The organism is Nostoc sp. JL31, assembly GCF_017114965.1.
GTDB lineage: Bacteria > Cyanobacteriota > Cyanobacteriia > Cyanobacteriales > Nostocaceae > Nostoc > Nostoc punctiforme_A.
Window position 1 is genome coordinate 86,713 of record NZ_JABXKO010000044.1, and the last position, 18,473, is coordinate 105,185.

At 40.9% G+C, this 18,473-nt stretch carries 12 protein-coding genes; 4 read left to right on the top strand and 8 right to left on the bottom strand.

The window, feature by feature from the left end:
* Positions 1-14: 14 nt before the first annotated feature.
* The 7 genes from HWQ43_RS10635 to scyA form a co-directional block, all read right to left on the bottom strand.
* Positions 15-1,304 carry a glycosyltransferase family 4 protein gene (locus HWQ43_RS10635; RefSeq protein WP_292732779.1) on the bottom strand — a complete coding sequence of 430 codons (1,290 nt, stop codon included), beginning with the start codon at positions 1,302-1,304 and terminating at the stop codon, positions 15-17.
* Positions 1,305-1,502: 198 nt separating this feature from the next.
* On the bottom strand, positions 1,503-2,714 hold the full coding sequence (gene scyF, locus HWQ43_RS10640) for a scytonemin biosynthesis PEP-CTERM protein ScyF (protein WP_292732780.1): 1,212 nt from the start codon (positions 2,712-2,714) through the stop codon (positions 1,503-1,505).
* A 156-nt stretch (positions 2,715-2,870) separates the two neighbouring features.
* On the bottom strand, positions 2,871-4,169 hold the full coding sequence (locus HWQ43_RS10645) for a ScyD/ScyE family protein (RefSeq protein WP_292732782.1): 1,299 nt from the start codon (positions 4,167-4,169) through the stop codon (positions 2,871-2,873).
* A 108-nt stretch (positions 4,170-4,277) separates the two neighbouring features.
* Positions 4,278-5,543: a ScyD/ScyE family protein gene (locus tag HWQ43_RS10650; protein WP_292732784.1), complete on the bottom strand. Its 1,266-nt coding sequence runs from the start codon at positions 5,541-5,543 to the stop codon at positions 4,278-4,280.
* Positions 5,544-5,633: 90 nt separating this feature from the next.
* Entirely contained in the window at positions 5,634-6,602 is a 969-nt protein-coding gene (gene scyC / locus HWQ43_RS10655) for a scytonemin biosynthesis cyclase/decarboxylase ScyC (protein WP_292732786.1), read from the bottom strand.
* A 25-nt stretch (positions 6,603-6,627) separates the two neighbouring features.
* Complete coding sequence (gene scyB / locus HWQ43_RS10660) at positions 6,628-7,689, bottom strand: tryptophan dehydrogenase ScyB (RefSeq protein ID WP_292732788.1); 1,062 nt, start codon at positions 7,687-7,689, stop codon at positions 6,628-6,630.
* 313 nt (positions 7,690-8,002) lie between these two features.
* Positions 8,003-9,880 carry a scytonemin biosynthesis protein ScyA gene (scyA, locus tag HWQ43_RS10665; protein ID WP_292732790.1) on the bottom strand — a complete coding sequence of 626 codons (1,878 nt, stop codon included), beginning with the start codon at positions 9,878-9,880 and terminating at the stop codon, positions 8,003-8,005.
* Positions 9,881-11,536: 1,656 nt separating this feature from the next.
* Here scyA and HWQ43_RS10670 point away from each other — a divergent pair.
* Positions 11,537-13,516 carry a scytonemin biosynthesis sensor histidine kinase gene (locus HWQ43_RS10670; RefSeq protein WP_292732791.1) on the top strand — a complete coding sequence of 660 codons (1,980 nt, stop codon included), beginning with the start codon at positions 11,537-11,539 and terminating at the stop codon, positions 13,514-13,516.
* A 140-nt stretch (positions 13,517-13,656) separates the two neighbouring features.
* Entirely contained in the window at positions 13,657-14,529 is an 873-nt protein-coding gene (locus HWQ43_RS10675; protein WP_292732793.1) for a response regulator, read from the top strand.
* Positions 14,530-14,538: 9 nt separating this feature from the next.
* Here the strand turns inward: HWQ43_RS10675 and HWQ43_RS10680 are convergent, their stop codons facing one another.
* Positions 14,539-15,741 (bottom strand): AAA family ATPase, encoded by a 1,203-nt coding sequence (locus tag HWQ43_RS10680; RefSeq protein ID WP_292732795.1) that lies wholly within the window; start codon positions 15,739-15,741, stop codon positions 14,539-14,541.
* A 710-nt stretch (positions 15,742-16,451) separates the two neighbouring features.
* Here HWQ43_RS10680 and HWQ43_RS10685 point away from each other — a divergent pair.
* On the top strand, positions 16,452-17,219 hold the full coding sequence (locus HWQ43_RS10685) for a GDSL-type esterase/lipase family protein (RefSeq protein WP_292732797.1): 768 nt from the start codon (positions 16,452-16,454) through the stop codon (positions 17,217-17,219).
* A 218-nt stretch (positions 17,220-17,437) separates the two neighbouring features.
* Positions 17,438-17,872 (top strand): hypothetical protein, encoded by a 435-nt coding sequence (locus HWQ43_RS10690; RefSeq protein WP_292732799.1) that lies wholly within the window; start codon positions 17,438-17,440, stop codon positions 17,870-17,872.
* Positions 17,873-18,473: the final 601 nt, after the last annotated feature.

Genomic DNA, 18,473 nt, shown 5'->3' on the forward strand with positions numbered 1-18,473 from the left:
CCTGGCCCCAATTTTCAAATATCAACAAGTGATTCCTGAGAACTCAATTCGGGCAAGATATCCAAAGTTGTCGTCCGTTTGGAAATCACATCAGTAAATAACTCTTCATACCGATCTAGCGCTTGCTCAAAGGAATAATTTTCTACCGCAAACTTTCTTCCTTCACACCCTAATTTCGCTGCTAATTCTGGCTGATTATATAAATCTAATATCGCACTTGCCAAAGCATCTGCTGATTCTGGCTCAACGATAATACCGCCACCACTTTCTTTGATAGCTTTCGCAGCAGTACCAATTGCGGGAACTGAACCTATAATTGGGCGACCACTGGCTAACAATAGTGGTATTTTAGAAGGCATATTGAAAGAAATCACATTGCCCTTTTGCACAATCAACCCGACATCAGCGGCGGCTAACATTTGCGGTAATTCTTCTCGTGGTTGCAATGGCAGCAGCAAAACGTTATCTGCACCACTAACAAGACAATGTTTTTGCAACCTTTCGAGAGCTTGGGATTCGCCGGCAATGACAAAGACAATTTCTTTTAGATGACGCAAGCGAACGGCTGCTTCTATGACTGTCTCCAAACCTTGCGTTAGAGCAATATTACCTGAATAAAGCACAACAAATTTATTATCGAGTTGATGCGTAGCTCTCCAAGAGTTATTCTCTTTTGCTAAAGGGCGGATAAAATTTAGATTCACCCAATTTGGAATGCAGGTAATTTTATTAGCAGGTACATCTTTATTTATTAAATTATCTACAAAGCCATCGGCAATTACGCTAATAGTATGTGCAGTTCGATAGGCAAATTTCTCTAAAGCTTCCAGAGCGAAAATCATCAACTTATTTTTAATTAGCCCAACACGCACGGCAGCTTCTGGGAGGATATCTTGCACGTTTAGCACTACTGGGCAATTGTATAACCAACCGATTAAGGTGGCAGGTAAGCAAACTAGTAGCGGCGGCACTGTTGAGAGAATTAAATCAGGTCGCTTACCCTTAAGAGCTTGTGGCAAACTTGTAAAAATAAAGCTCAACTCTAGCAGTAGTCTGTCTAAGAGGTTAGGTTTAGACTTAATCCGCAGGTAACTACGCTGAATGGTGACACCATTTTTTTGTTCAGTAACGTATAACTTACCTCGATACCCATCGTAAATCTGGCGCTGAGGATAGTTAGGCATACCTGTAATTACCCGCACTTGATGCCCTCGCTTCGCCAGCCCTTCTGCTAGTTCAGTCATCAAAGGTGCAATACCAATTGGTTCTGGATGATAGTTGTATGAATAAATCAGAATGTGCATGAACTTGAAAGCACCTTGATAATGTTGGCTTTATTGGCTTTATTGTGTTATCCAGTTTTAATCTCCCTAGTTCCAGATTTAATAACCTGAAGGTTCCGTAAAAACTTTGGTAGAGTGTGTTACCGCGAAGCCTAATGCACCGAATTTATTGAGATGGTACATTATGCCCTTGGCTAACGCACCCTACAAAACTGTTACTTAAGCATCAGAACTCAGCACTGTTTTTGCAGTTAATTTCTCTAAACTGAAGACTGGCTTTTGTTGCCCACGCTTCCGCAATGTGACGGTAACAGCCCCAAGTCCAAGCAATGCTAAACCCAATGCTGAACTAGATTCCGGTACTTGCCTTCTGCCCTCTACGTTTAACACTTGGACGCGACCTTGGAAGAAATCGCCCACATAAAGCTTGCCATCTTTGTAGCTTGTGCCACCCGTCCAGTTAAATCTGCCGGGAGTGAGGTCGAGGGGGTTGCCAAAAGGAGGGCCAGTTAATGCTGGAGGCGGTACCGGATTACCTGATGCGTCGCGCGCATTTTCACCGAAGGAAGTCAAGAAGTTACCGTTTTTATCAAATACCTGTACGCGGCTATTGATAGAATCAGCTACATAAACATTCTCTTGGTCGTCCACTTCGATGCCAATTGGCTGAAGAAGCTGTCCAGGACCGCTACCTGCTGAACCAAATGCCAACAGAGGATTACCATTTGGATCGAGTACTTGAACGCGGTTGTTATACTGGTCAGCTACAAAGATATTTCCACTAACTGGGGAAATCCTTACACCTGCTACACCTTGGAATTGTCCAGGTGCAGTGCCCACAGTGCCACCAATGACACCAATTTGCTGTCCGTCAGGTGTGAATTTAAGGATTCTTTCGCCGTTAAAATCACCTACGTAAACGTTGCCAGTTTTGTCAAATGTCACACCAGATGGCCCAAAGAAAAGCCTACCCTGTACGAGAGGGGTAAATTCTCCATTTGCAAAGGATCTAATAAAGTTACCCTGAGAATCGAATTGATTGATGCGGTTGTTGTAAACATCACCTGCATACAAATCCCCTGTTACGGGATTAAAGTCTACAGTTGTTGGCTCGTCAAACTGTCCGGGCCCTGTGCCGCCGGAGCCAATTGCTCCAATATACTGACCGGTTGGACTAAATTTTTCAATTTTGTTACCGAGGTTGTAGTTAGGAGTACCATCTGGGTTAACACCGCGTCCGTTAGCTATGAGGGTATTCCCTTGGCTATCCACCCCTATACCTTGAGGGACAAAGAGTTCTCCAGGGCCAAAGCCGGGGCTACCAATACTTCTGTCGTAAGTTAATGTTACAGCCTTGGCTTGGGCTGCTGTTGCCAACACCATGAATCCAGTACCGAGAATGCCGATTGACAAATTTTTGACTAATCCCATAAGTTTTAAGCCTTGGTTCTATGAGGTATACTCGTTCCTAGACTAATTTCGTTCCCAGTCCCAGTTTGGGAAATCTAAAATTTGGGCTGCTGCCTCTTGTTTGAAATGCAACTTTCTCTGTGAGGCAGCAGCTTATTCTGTAAGCTTTACCAGGAATTAGACAGTCTCTGCTTTCACTAATTCTTTGCTGCGTTTGCGCTTCAGCATTGAAGTTGCACCCAAAGCACCAGCTACTATCAGACCCATTGCAGAGGTAGGTTCGGGGACTTTGGTCACTCTCGGATCGATCTTGATAACTTGTCCTGTTCCTGCCAGTCTGGATCGGTTGGCGATATATAAATTTCCATCAGGGCCATAAGTGATGCCAGAAGCAGCTTCTAGTCCATCACCACTCCAAATCGTTTCACGAGTTCCATCGGTGGCTATCTTGATCAAGGAACCACTAATATCACCAGTGATAATACCGCCCTGTTGAATTTCCTTCCATTCTGAACTATTGATGTGTTGCAAAGCGTACAAATTACCGTTGGGGTCATAAGCTACGCCAGTCAGTTGCGTAAAGCCATCTTCGATGACTTTTGATTGCAAGGTATTGGGGTCAACGCTAAAGATACGTGCTTCTTTCTCTGGATAAGGAAAATAAGTGTATTCGCTAACTGTTAAACTGCCATCTGGAGCGATCGCAACCCCAGTCGGTACTGATTGTTGGGTTATTGGTAGCGCAGATGTATCTATACTCGGCCCAAGATCGGGGAATTCAAGTTTATTTCTATCTATTAGTTTCTGAGGGACTCCAGCTACGTTCTTAATACCACTGCCATCGAGTCCTACAGAATATATGCTGTTTCCGCCGCCATCAACTATGTAAGCAGTCTTATCTTTAATGGCAAAAGCATAAGGGTTGGAAATCAAATCAGTACCATCAGGATTAAATGCAGTTTCATAAGCTGCAAAATCGGCAAGAGTTGTCAACCCACCAGTGTTTAAGTCTACTTTGTATAATTTACCGAGGTCAGGCGATTTTAAAACGGTATCGCGGTTAGTAGGATCTCCTGCAAGACCGGTCAATAGATAAGCGTTACCTAGAGAATCAAATTTGATGTCAGCAGGTCCGGCTGCTTGTTCTCCAGAAGGGGATAACGCTAAAGAAGTCAGATTGGAAATTATATTTGTTTTTGTACCGTCCTTAGCAATTTTGAGCAGGGAGCCATTCTGACCAGCACATAAAGGAATATACCCGGCGCTAGGTGATGCAATACATCTTCCATCTTTGCCATCGCCGCCAGAACCACTCTCTGTCACAAAAAGATTCCCACTAGAATCAAAGCCGATTCCGCGTGGATTACTAAGACCATCGGCAACTACCGTTAGGCTGGCGGCTTCGGCTGCTTTTGGTGCAGATACGGCAGCAATACAAACAGTCAAAAGTGTAAGAGTAAATGATTTGAGTTTCATACCTTTAAAGATTGAGAGTTAGATAAGTGGAAAACTTCATAGTTTTGAAGACAATGAATCCCAGTCTTTGAGGAACGCAGAATTGGTTTGAAACTCTTTAATTGAGCATCACAATTCATTTATGGGAGGTTGGGGGATTCTTTTCTTGTGCAACCAAGCAACGCCCAAGGCAGCGATCGCTAATACACCGAAAGCAGAACTAGGTTCAGGTACAGATTTGATATTTTCAATTCTGAGAACTTGTCCTTGACCAGGGCGATCGCCTCGGTTGGTGACGTATACTGCACCATCAGCACCAATAGTCAGGGCGCTAGGTGACTCTAATCCATTGCCACTCAGCAGAGTTGTGCGTGTGCCATCGGCAGCTATTTTGATGACAGAACCATCAAAATTACCCTTCCAAGCTGACTGATTGGCGTACTGCAAAGCATACAAATTGCCCGCAGGATCGAATTGCAAGTCGGTGAGTTGGGTGAAACCATCGGCGAAGACTGATGTACCATCAGCACCAACTCGATAGATTTTTGCCCCACTTTCAGGGAAGGGAAAACCAGTAAATTGGCTGACATAATAAGCACCATCAGGCCCTTTTGCCACACCTGAAGGTACTGGTTGAGTTGCAAACTGCGATCGCACCACTTCCCCTTGAGATGGTACCTGTGCCGGTTCATTGGATGGAGTACCGGAGAGTGGGAAGACGGGATTAGCTAATATGTCTTCGGGGAAGGTAGTAATAGCTTGCAAATTAATGCCACCAGTACTCACACTGAGTAAGTCATTTGCCCCTGCATCAGCTGCAACTAACTTATTACCATCTATGACAAAACCCAAGGGATTGCTACCGACATCACCACCATCGGGATTATTGACGAGTTCATAGTTAGCTATATCAGCAACACTCATCCAGGAATTGGTCTTAAAGTCGGGAGCGATAATTTTACCGAGGTCAGTGTAACCTAAATTGCGATCGCGAAAGGCTGGATTAGCCCCATATCCAATCAGAACATAAGGTTTACCTGTAGCATCAAATTTAATATCACGAGGGCCTGCGGCTCCAGTGCCATCTGGTAATGCTAAGGAAGGAAGTCCTGTAAGTATGCGTTCGGTTTTACCATTCTCAATTTTGGTAACTGCCCCACTTGTGCCATAGCATAAAGAGTCACCTTGACCACTTGCTGGTGGAACGCAAGCTCCACTTCCCCCTATTCCCGCCTCTGTAACATAGAGATTACCATCAGGACTAAAGCTCAGACCGCCGGCATTATATAAACCGTCGGCGATTACTGAAAAGGATGCGGCTGACGCAGCTTTCATTCCAGAAAAAGCGGTAACACAAAAGGTGAGGATAGTAATAGTAAGTGGCTTCAGTTTCATGTGTTGCAATAAGGCTAATCGTGGGGAATTGAGGGGTGTAATTTTAAACGCAGAGGGACGCAGAGGGAAGCGCAGAGTAGCGCTGAGGTTTTAATTAGTTAGTAGTGATTCTTGAATTTTTGGTAGATAGCTCATTCCTCGGTCAAATGATTTGAGGTTGCCAGCCTTGGCTTCGAGTAAACGTTTGATGTTCATGCTCTCAGCGCCAAAGTCTTCAATTTTAAGTTTGCCGTGGGTGACAGTTCCATCTATTTTCCAGAATGTGATTCGATGCAGAATGAAACCAGAAGCTTCGGGATCAGCGAAAGCATAAGCGGTTGGGATAAGTAACGCTACAGAACGCTGATAATATTCGTAATCTGGATAAAAATGTTCTTGTTCAAGTAAGTAGTATTTACTTAAAGAATGAACTCGCACAGACACTTTTACTTTTTGGTCATATTCATCTTTGAATTCACCTGATTCAGAAGTTATATCACCATTGGGTCGCAGTAAATGCGCCCATTCATCTACGTTTTTTAGGTCTTTTAGGTATTCAATGCCGATTTCAATTGGGGCATCAACATAAATGGTATCTGTATCGATAAAGTGGCTTCCTTTCGCTGCTGAGGTTAGACCAGCTTTGCGTTCCAAATTACCTTTGAGAGAACGACATTCAGAAGTGTGTACTGTATGAATTCCCTGCATAATCATCTGAGTCTGTCGTTTGGGATCGACAAAGCTCAACCAGTGAAAGTACACACCTTTTTCATCTGTTCCTGGCTCGATATAGTCGGTGGGAAATAGCAAGACAGGATAAACCTGAAAATATTTCTGATACTCTAATCCACAGTGCCACTCAATGCCGTAGAAAAGGGGATTTTCTAATTTTTTAACATGATAATAGAGATTTTTGTGATAACCAGACGCAGTTCCCAGCCAAGTATCTTCGTCAATTTGCTCTTTCATCCGGCTGTAAAGCGTCCATTCATCCAAATTCTTTAAACTACAAAGGTAGTCAAAAGCGCTCTCTGGTGAAGTAGCAATATATGCTGATGTAGCAAAGGTATTTCTTTCCATTGTTCACTCCTGAAGATAATAATAATTAGGCTGCGATCGCTGTATTCTTGGTTCGCTTACTATTGTTGATACGGTCTTCTGCTAATCGTCTAGCAGCATCGTTAGTAGTAACTCCTTGCTCTTTCGCAATATCAAAAATTGTTGATAGCGTGTCATAAATGTTATGCACTTGCTTGAAAGCTTTTTCTTCATCATAACCAATCATTTCGTTGTAAACATTGATTAGTCCTCCAGCATTAATTACATAATCTGGACTATAAAGAATCCCTTGTTTAGCAAGCATTTGACTATGTAGTTGCTCATTCTCTAATTGATTATTAGCTGCACCAGCAATAATCGAGGCTTGCAGGAAAGGAATTGTATGACTATTAAGAATTCCTCCTAAAGCGCAAGGAGCGAATATATCTACATCAAGTGAGTAAATTTCGGTTGGTTCTACAACAGTTGCGCCAAAAAGGCGTTTCACTTCTTCCGCTTTTACTGGATCTACATCGCTCACAAAAAGTTGGACATCATGCTCATGTAAGTGACGACAGAGATTTTTACCAACATTTCCTAAGCCTTGAACTGCAACTTTCATGCCATCAAGTCTTTTGCTCTGCCAACGAGATTCTACAGCAGCTTTAATTCCGAGAAAAACTCCTAGTGATGTTATGGGAGCAGGACCACCAGATTTTTCTGATACCCCAACAACATATTTCGTTTCTTGACTAATTGTCCGCACATCATTAGGAGTAATATTGACATCTTGTCCGGTAATAAAACGCCCATTCAAGCTATCAACAAAACGCCCATAAGCTCTCAACAGATCATCTGTCTTATTTTCAGGATTAGCGATAATGACTGCTTTTCCGCCACCAGCCGGGATGTTTGCACAAGCGGCTTTATATGTCATCCCACGGCTGAGACGAAGTGCATCTTTTAACGCAGCTTCTTCGTTGATATAAGGCAAGATTCTTGTAGCTCCCATCGCTGGGCCCAAGGTTGTGTCATGGATGGCAATAATTGCCTTAATTTCGGGATTTTTACCATGACAAAAAAGAACTTGTTCGTGACCCATTTCTCTAACAGTTTCAAATAGTAGCATCTTGACCTCTCGATATTGTTTAGGATTGGTTAGAGAATGTAATGACCATTACAAAATGTAAATATATAGACACAAAACAATTCTCGAAGATTAAGATTAGATGGAGTTAAGAAGAGACTTTAGGGTTTAAAAATCAAAAATTTAAAATTCCAGTTGATTGGGTATAGTTTTTGGCTGGAATAAGGTTTTTGCAGCTTCTAAATTTATCCTTTGTCTTTTGTTGAATTGACTAATCCAAACTGGATTGTAAAGTCCAACTTGTTGAGATGTTTTAGTATCTATAAAAATTGCAGGAAATTGCTAGGTTTTAAAGTCAAACCATTGGGAATGAAACTTGCTTGACTGCATTTTTAGCAGCACTTGATTTAATTCCTTGGGCTGCCAAACTTTTATTACGTCCACCAGAAGGTGCTGGTCGATCGGCGTCAATCACTACATCGATTAAAAAGGGAACAGTTGATGCGATCGCTTGTTCTAATGCCGCTTCAATATCCGACTCTCTGACGACGACGATCGCTTCTGCTCCCATCCCACGAGCAATCATGGCGAAGTTTGTCGGTGGAAGTGTTGCATCTGCGCCCTTTAGTCCCAAGATTTTCATCCCTTGATGGCACATGTTGTAACGCGCATCGTTAAGTACAATCCAGATTGCGGGAATTTTGTATTTCACAGCTGTGCTGATTTCGTTATTCATTAGCATTGCTCCATCGCCAACAATTCCTACAGCCTTGCTTTTGCTTGCCAGTGCTGCACCCAATACTCCTGTGACGGCGTGACCCATTGCGCCGACTCCGGTACTGACTCGGTAACGATTGGCTTCGGCAAATTGGAGTAGATGAGTTGACCAAGTAAAGGAGTTACCACACTCTGCCATCACTACAGCATCGCTACCCTCAACAACGATCTTTTGAATTGCTGCCATCAATACTTCTGGACGTACTGGATAATCTACGTCTGATGCCGGTTCAATTGCTTTGTGTTCTGGACGAGGTAGCGGTATTGTGGAATAAGAAGCATCTGGCAATTGCTGCAACAACTCTTTTACAAAAGCTTTGATGTCAGACCGAACTCCAAAAGTTTCAACGTGAGGATAGGCTACACCTGGCACTTCCGGGTCAATATCAACATGGACAAAACCTCCTTTTGGAACCAGCGCCGAACTCCAAAAAGAAGTCGGTTCACCAAGGCGGGTTCCTAATACGAGTGTGCGTAGTGGAGGTTGTTCTTCCATGTAAGTTAAGACGGAAGCATGTCCACCTAAACCTGTGACACCCACAAACTGGGGATGATCTTCGGGGAAGATACCTTTACCACGGGGTGAGCACATGACGGCTGCTCCGGTTTTTTCAGCGAGTTCAAGGATTTCCTCTGCTGCGTCACGCGCACCGAAACCAACCCAGATAGCAAAGGGGCTAGATGATAATAACTCTACAGATTTAGCGATCGCTTCTTTGGAAGCAGTCATCGGAAACGGAGTAACATCTAGTTGAGGCAAGGATATATCCTCAACTAAACTTGTCTGCACAGCAGTGGGAATGCTCAAATGGGCAACAAATCCGCCTGGTTGCGCCATAGCTAAAGCAAGTTTGCGGAAAATCTGCGGTAGTTGAGCCGCAGATTCAATCGTGATTGCATAGTTGAATAGCGCTCCTGGGGTAAAAATTCCCCCACTTGGCAACGTGTAAGTGCTAGTTTCTTGAATTGCCCAACGTCCACGCTGCGGTGCTGAGGTGCAAGCTGACAGTAAAATCACCTTTGCACCTTCACCACGAGCTGCAAACAACCCAGTGAGGGCGTTAGTGATCCCCGGCCCGGCTGTGGTAAAAACTACAGCCGGGCGATTATTGGCAAAGTATGCTTCGGTGGCGGCAAATGCGGCTCCGGCTTCATGGCGGAAGTTCAACACCTCTATACTACTATTGGATAGCGCACCCCAAAGGCTGGCCATTGCACCACCAGCGACACCAAAAGCGTAGTTTACTCCCAAATTTTCCAACATTTGAGCGATCGCATCGGCAACTGAGAGTGTTGGAGCTATTTCATCGTTTAAAAAAGGCTGAATTCCCCCATTCTTCTCTGATTCATCAAGCTGACGGGAGTCAGACACAGATTCTACATATCTGTTTGCTGGAAGTTCCTTGTATGGCTCAGTGGTGATGAGAGGATTTGAACCAGTATAGTTTTGACTCATTAGTTTCACGTAATTACAAAAAGTTACACAAAGGCTTTTTAGTTTACAATCACAGCGCTAGAAATATTTATTACAAACAACTCTGTTGTTTCTTGCAGCGATGATCTAGCTTGGTCAAGAGTAGAAATGGCTGATCGCTGCTGATTGATGCTTGTGAGCGCAGTACCAAAAAATTTTTACCGAAAGCATACAACAGTTGAGGCTGTGCTTCTTGTCACCAGAATAAAGGAGATGAAGACTGTCGTGCAATCAAAAATCTTTTGATGGGGGTGTCAAATTTTTCGCTTCTATGGTGGTGACTACAGTATTTAAGTAGATTAGCGGGGAAAAACTAAATGGTGTAAATATATATAAACTAGCAATTAACCCGAAGTTAAGCGTGTCTCAGAATCTTTAGAAAACTTCATATAGCTAGCTTTAATAGCACCGATCTACTCAATAAACCCCTGGTGAGGTTCTTATCCACTACAATGAAAACCTAATTTACAATGAAAAATCTTTTGGTATAGGTGTCAATTCTTTCGCTTTAATTGTGATTGTGACATTTGCAACTTAGTCACCTGAAAGATTGATATTCTGCGCTCGCACGAACGGTACATTAATAAATTTACAATAGGAAATCTTTTGATGTAGGTGTCAATTCTTTTGCTTTAGAACTTACACAATTTTTTATCCAAATTTAAGCATGAGGAGATTTAGCGGTCTTTATATTGCCAAGAAAAACTTTTTGAGTCAATTATTTGTAACGATAAAGACATCATTTTTCAACTTTTTATAGTTCTTTTGAGGGATGACAAAGTATTTAGTATGTAAATGCTTTAGAATATGTTTTAAAATATACATATACAATCATATACTTGGTATACAAATGCAGTGTTTCTTGAGATAAAACAAACACAATCCTATACGTAAAAATATACATATTATTTTAATACAAATGTACTTCTTGCGACGGATGACTAAGCATATTCTTCTATAGTTAAATCCCTGAGAGAGTAAGTTAAGATAAATTAAGAAAATGAGTTGATGAGTTGAAGTTTATTCAGTTAAGCCAGGTTCAGCACTGCAAATTCATTTATGTTGAAAATCAAACGACTCTACACAAGTAGTTCGCCAAAGTCCTTGGTAGGGAAAATGTTAAAGGATAAAAATTTTTATCCTTTAACCTTTCCCCAGTGGAAACCCAGGAATCTTAGGTTGATGAACTTTTGTAGAGACGTAGCAATACTACGTCTCTACAAGAGTTATTGATAACGCATAATTAATTTGTGGAGATGTCTATGAATTAGTTCTGGTGCAGAACGAGTTTAAATTGAAAATATCTTTTCTACTTATAGATTAAGAGTTTTGAACTCTTATCTAATAAGATTGATTGGCTAATCTAGATTTGATTTGCCTAAATCTTGTGCTGCTAGAAAAAGCTGTTTAAGTCAAGAAGAATTTTTGAAAATATTTAGTTTTTTTAGGAATATTTGATTCAATAATTTACATTTTATTGGTATGATAAGTTTTGTTAAGGCAATTAGTAATATTTTTAATATCCTAACAAATTTTATTTTTTCACAGCCGAACAGTACACCAAAGATTTTAGTAAGTTATGACTATTAACTCATTAATGGGAATGGTGCTGATTGATTACCAGGAGGAAGTATGAATATGAATTCTGGCGAATATACACTAGCTAGATCAAACAATCAATGGGCACTACAACCAGAAATAGAGATGAAGTTTGCTCACTTTCTAATAAATCACGCTGTAGATGCTGCCTTCTGTTTAGGAGCAAACGCGCAGTTTCTTTACGTTAACGATGCCACTTGTCTGATGACTGAGTATTCCCGTGAGGAATTACTTTCTATGAGGCTGCATGATATAGATGTAGATTTTTCGCTGCATAATTGGTCAGATATTAGCTCACAGGGTTCCCTTACCTTTAAATCTCGCTATCGAACAAAAGGAGGTCGGATATTTCTGGTAGAAATATCCATGAACTATGTAAAACACCAAGATATGGAATTTGGCTGTGCCTTTGCTCGTGAGAAAACTGATGAAATAGTAGAATTAAGCGTCCAAAAGTGGACTGATGGATTAAGAGATGCCAAAGATAATTTGCAACAAGAATTTTCTCAAGTCAAGGCAAAAGAAGTAGAACTAGAAACATCTCTTTCTTTACTTCGTTCTACTCTTGAGTCTACTGCCATTGGTATTGTTGCAGTTAACTTTGAGGGAGATATTCTAAGCTTGAATCAGAAATTTGTGGATATGTGGCAGATCCCAGAGTCCCTAATACTATCTAAGAAATGTCCTCAATGCAAAGCCTTTTTTGAGAACCAACTTAAAGATCCACAAACCTTTAGTCGGCTGATTTGGGAAGTATCTAGCCAATCTGATTTCGAGAGCTACGATATTCTGGAGTTGAAAGATGGAAGAGTTTTTGCACATTACTCTAAACCTCAGTTGCTTGAGGGCAAAATTATTGGGAGAGTATGGAGTATTTGGGATATTACTGAATCGAAACAGACTGAAGAAGCATTACGACTGAACGCAACTAGATTTCGGACAATAGCCGAAACGACAGATGCCGGCACTTTTCTGATTCAAGGTACGCGGCTTTGCTATATAAATCCGGCAGTAGAGCAACTCACTGGCTACACAAAAGAGGAACTGCTAACAGGTTTTGATCTTCGTCGGCTGATTAAAAGCAAAAAACGCAGGCAAGTACGTAAGCAGGATGAAGCAACTAACTTTGAATACCAGGAGATGAATATTTTAACAAAAAACGGCACGGAGCGCTGGCTAGCTTGTGCAGTTGCCAAGCTTGATGGAGGGCCGGATTTTGGGGGAAACCCAGTCGAACTGATTGCAGGTATCGATATTACCGATTACAAATATGCAGAATTAGGTCTTAACCAAGCTTTAGAACAAGCCAAACAACTTAGCGAACTTAGAGCGCGTTTTCTTGCTATGGTTTGCCATCAATTCCGAACCCCACTGAATATTGTTTCATTTTCTAATAGTTTACTTAAAGAAGAAGTAGACAAACGTACACAGAAGAAAATCCAGCCATTACTCGATCACATTCAAAAAGCCACCGAACAACTGAGCCTGATGTTGGATGATATTTTGTTTTTCTCTAAAGCAGAATCAGCAAAATTAAACTTTGAACCAAAACCGCTTGAATTAGTTCAGTTTTGTCAGGATTTAGTTGCACAAATGCAGATGAATCTTAGCCAAAATCCCATCAATTTTGTAAGTAAAGATAACTCTCTAACAGCCTATATAGATAAAAAACTGTTAGAGCCGATTTTGAAGAATTTACTTGATAACGCGATTAAGTATTCTCTCTCAAATCAGGCAATTAATTTAGAAATATCTTGCCAAAATGAAAAATTAATTTTCCAAGTAAAAGATAGAGGTATCGGTATTTCAATAGTAGATCAACAACGAATATTTGAGCCATTTTACCGTGGTAGCAATATCGATCATATACCTGGTACTGGACTAGGACTATCGATTCTTAAAACCCTTGTAGATTTACATCATGGTCAAGTTTCTGTAGAAAGTGAAGTTGATGTTGGCACTACGTTTACTGTAATACTGCCATTAATCAAATCAGAGTTTACCTGTTCCGAGTTATGAGTGTTGAAATGAAGATAGTTGTTAATTAAAAACTTAACAATCATAACTCTCGGAACGAGTTAATTAATTTCATTGCTATTTAGATACTCTCCAAAGAGTCTAGTAAGTACCTTCTTTCACATTTATAGTAATAGAAAATCATGTACGAATCATCAAAGAAAATTCTCGTGATTGAAGATGATAGCGTTACCCGCAATCTCTATTTAAAGGGTCTTGAGGCTAAAGGTTTTGATATGATAGGCGCTCAAAACGGTCGTGTTGGTATCCAACAAGCACAAAAGGATGTACCCGACTTGGTGATTTGCGATATTACAATGCCCGATATGGATGGTTATAGCGTTTTAAATACCCTACGCCAAGATCCTCTGACAGCAATTATTCCTTTCATTTTTCTGACTGGCAGTAGTACTAAAGCAGATGTTCGCAAAGCTATGGAATTGGGAGCAGATGATTATCTTACCAAACCTTCGACACTAGAGGAATTGCTCAGAGCGATCGCTACTCGCTTGGAAAAGCAAGCTAATCTCCAGTACTGGTGTGCGATGAAATTCGAGAAAGCTCCAAAATCATCAGCATTTACAGATGATACTACAGCGATCGCTTCCAGTGTTGCCGTCGCCTCTGATAAAGAAGTCAACATTCGTCCTAAGTCAATCTTTCCCTGCATTCCGCAATTAAAAGAAGTTTTCGACTTTATCGAAGCTCATTATCATCAAGGAATTACTTTGTGTGATGTGGCTGTTGCTGTTGGTTACTCATCGGCTTACTTAACTAACCGAGTAAAGGAGACAAGTGGAGAGACTGTAAACTGCTGGATTGTCAAACGCCGGATGGCGGAAGCTTGTTTTTTACTCCAAAATAATAATCAGACAGTCGAGAAGATAGCGAAAGCATTGGGCTATCAGGATGTGTCTCATTTCTCCCGCCAGTTTCGCCAACATCACGGTTTACCTCCCCAAGCTTGGCGCAAAGAGCATCAGCTTATATCGCAAAAACAGGTGAAACTGTGGTGAAAGTAGATTTCAAACAAATAGTTGTGTAAACTCATATATTAAATCCACTCTACCTTTACGTAACATGGCTGGATCTAATCTTTCAGTAGTGTTACAAGTCATCAAAATAACTAACCGTTGCTGCATTTGAATACCAGAGTCATCAATTACACTCTGATACAAAGTGCCATCCAGCAAGCTCAAAATGTGTTCGGTTTTGTTATTGTATTGCGCTACCTCCGAAGCACGATTTTGCGCTAGATTATCAGCTTCGTTAATAACGATACAAATACGCTCTATGTAAGTCGGGGGGACAAAATTAGCGATCGCATCATGATCTAAAATAAAAATTACATACCCTAAAGGTACAAGAATTTCTTTTGCTACTGCCTGTGTCCACACTGTTTTACCAGTACCTGGTTGTCCATGTACAACAACCGCTAACTGGTTTTGATTGAGAATCGCTTGCTGTACAGAATCAGTAAAGTTTTGGATATCTGCGGGAAATGTCCGGATGTTAAATTGACTATGAACTTTGCCTACACGACTTTGATATCCACTCAGCATCACTGCTAAGTCGTAAGTTGCTTTGTTAATTAGTGGCGCGAGATTTTTTGCCATTAAACTATATTCTCGTCGCCCGCGATCGTAGGGTTCAATTTGCAACCAAATGTCATACTTAGACCAGTAAGCGTAAACAGTATTAATAACATCTAAGCGTTCCCAGCTAACAAATTTATCTATAGGAAAGTAAAAATCTCTTTCTGAGTAATACTGGGTAATAATATCAGGATTACCCAACACGCCTAAAACTCGCAGTACAGTAATTTCTTGCAGTCGATTAAGAACATAATCAATAGGAATACTACTACGACTGACAAATTGGACGATGGGCGTTTCCGTACTCAAAACATCTTTGTAGCGATGATCTGGTGATTGAGGATCTGGCGTGATGTAATTCCAAAACTTTTCAACTTCGTAGCGAGTATTGTCAGATACAACACTTAATAAATTAGCCCACCAAGCATAATTATTTCGTCCTAAAACATCAGCAAAATTACTTGCTAAATTCAAACTTTTTTGACTTAATTCGCGGGAGTCACTGTACAACAGTTGCCATAAAAATCCCCAGTCTAACTCTCGATTAAACGGTCGCCAACCGCAAGCAATTAAGCTTTGCCGAGTATTATTTGTAGGAGTGCCTTCGTTGCTTTTAAAATAGTCAAAAACCATATTTATCGGTTATGCAGCGTTAATTAAGTTATTTTGTGTTAAGTAGGAAGTTTTGAAAATTTTTTCTTGTAATATCAACTAATTGCATACAAATGGTAATTTTATTTCCACTCTAGTGGCGAAGAAGTCTTTTTAATCTAACTCATTACTTATGTAATATACTGTATTACATAACAACTACTTGTGTCAACTTTTTTGACAAACCCATTGGTAAGTCAGTGTTTACTTTTAGCGATTGATGTACCTGCACTACTTATCCGTCTGTAGATGAGGACTGACAGCGCATTTCAAGTTGATGAAGTACACAAGCTAGTCTGAAAGTTAGGTATAAAGCTTGTTTTACTTTTGAATTCTGAATTCTGACTCCTGAATTCTGCTGTATATCATGTCCGTGGAATTGCCCAGCAGAATTCCCTACATCCCAAAAATAAAATTTTCACCCTTTGGATTTATGACACAAAGGCGAAAATTTTGAGGGAATCTCCCTCTTCTCTCTTCCTCTGTGTCCTCTGCGCCTCTGCGGTTCAATTTTCATGCTGATTGTTAAACTACGTAGGCGTAGCTCATCGTACAGAGGCTCAACTGCGGCAATATTAACCTTACAACTATATCAACAAGTAAAAACTCCATAGATACTTGAACATTAAAGATAGCCATCTATGGTATAGAAATGTATAGAATCTTGTAAAGATATAAAATATAGTTGTTAAATGCACACATTTCTCGCTTCTTCCTCAATGCAGCTGTCTGTACCACCAAATCACTTTCAGCCTATGAAGATTGTCGCACTGGGGGACAGCTTAATTTATGGATTCGGCGACCCGGAAAAAGGAGGCTGGATTGAGCAACTACGGCGATGGTGGATGTTACCGGATAGCGCCGGTCATATTCTTTATAATTTAGGGGTAAGAGGCGATCGCACGCAACAAGTAGCCCAAAGACTGGAAGTTGAATTTCGCCACCGGGGTGAACTGCGAAATCGTGTTCCCGATTTGATTATTTTATCCGTAGGCGTGAATGACTCAGCCCGGTTGGCGCGTCCCGATGGTCGAAGTTACACAGATTTTACATTGTTTGAAAAAGAAATTGCGTCTCTGCTAGATTTAGCACAGCAACTCTGTCCTGTGTTATTCGTCGGTATGGTGCCAGTGGATGAAACCAAGATGCCATTTTTAGATTGTTTTTACTATAATCATGCCGACCAGTACCGCTACAAAGAAGCAACTCGAATTGCTTGCAGCCAAAGGCAGATTCCCTATTTGGATATTTTTGAGCAATGGATGGAACGTGGTGAGAGTTGGCGGCTCAAACGCTTGAGTGAAGATGGACTTCATCCTAATACACTAGGTTATCAAGCTTTGTTAGAAGATGTAATCAATTGGGACGCCATACCTTCTCTACGAGACGCTACGCGAACAATGGACTTTGCCAATGCAGCTTACCATTCTAAATTTGATTATCACCTAAAACCATCCTAATAATATAGATGTGTTGGTGCTTTGGGGCTAGCCGATATTATCGTATTTGCTATACTCGCAAAAAAGACGCGATGAATCGCGTCTCTACTTTTATCAAAAAAGTAAAAGTTCAAAACCTCGCCCGCAAGTGGCGTGAAAAAGTCCTTGTATCTCAAGGTAGATAAAAAACCCACCCCTTGTGGGTGGCTTAATTAAATTACGAATTACGAATTATTTTTATGACATCAACCTTATTTGGTCGCTGGCAAACTCGATTATTATTACTTGCAACTATCGGCGTACTCGTATCTTTGCCATTTGCAATAGGTTGGATTGGCCCTGGTGCTAACTCGGTTTATTTTTGGATACTTGCTTATGTCGCCATCTTTGGCTTAGGTTGGGATGTACTTTATGACTATCTCCAAAAATCCCGTTGGGATAGAGATTGGCCCGCAGCTTATCAACTCTTAGCTGGTATATGGGAATTAATATTTATATTTTGTGGAGTTAAGCTATTTGGCTTCTTGCCAATACCTTTACCGAAGGAAGAACTTTCGCCAGGAGCTTTTTTATTGCACTATAGCATCGTGTGGCTAGCAGTTTTTATTAGTTCCCAAAGCTTGATGCGAATTATCTTCCCTCGTTGGCGTTTCCGGGGCGGTGAGTGGTTGTAAAATTTCAAATTCTCGAACTAATTTAATTAAAAATTACAGTAATTTTCAGGCTATTCAACCGTAGGGTAGGGACGCACAAATGTACGTCTTTACAGTCGATTGTGTCTCAAACAGATAAAAAAAGCTATAAATCAATACGCTTGAGTTAGCGCCAAAAACCTTAAGTTGTGTAGGTTGGGTTGAGGAACGAAACCCAACATTTTCATAGCTTTGTTGGGTTACGCTTTGCTTCACCCAAGCGTATTGGGCTATAAATCGCAAATTAACAAATCATAAAAATCATATAGCAATCCTATTTGAGTTGTGAAAAATATAGATTAGGAAACGAACCGCCAAGGACGCCTTCGCGCAGCGTCTCGAAGAGAAGGACGCAAAGGAAAGAAAGAAGAAAGAGAGATATAATTTTCACGAATGATTTAGGACTGCTATATATGGCGGTTTTAGTTTGGATGCAATATGTTGTATTGACGTACAGTTGTGTGCGTTATTAAGAACAAGATGACTTTGGAAACCAAAGCAACGTATTGCTTGTTGTATCTCATCAAATTACAAACAGCTATCTTATGTTTACAAAATTGGCATTTGTGCTGATGTAGTAATC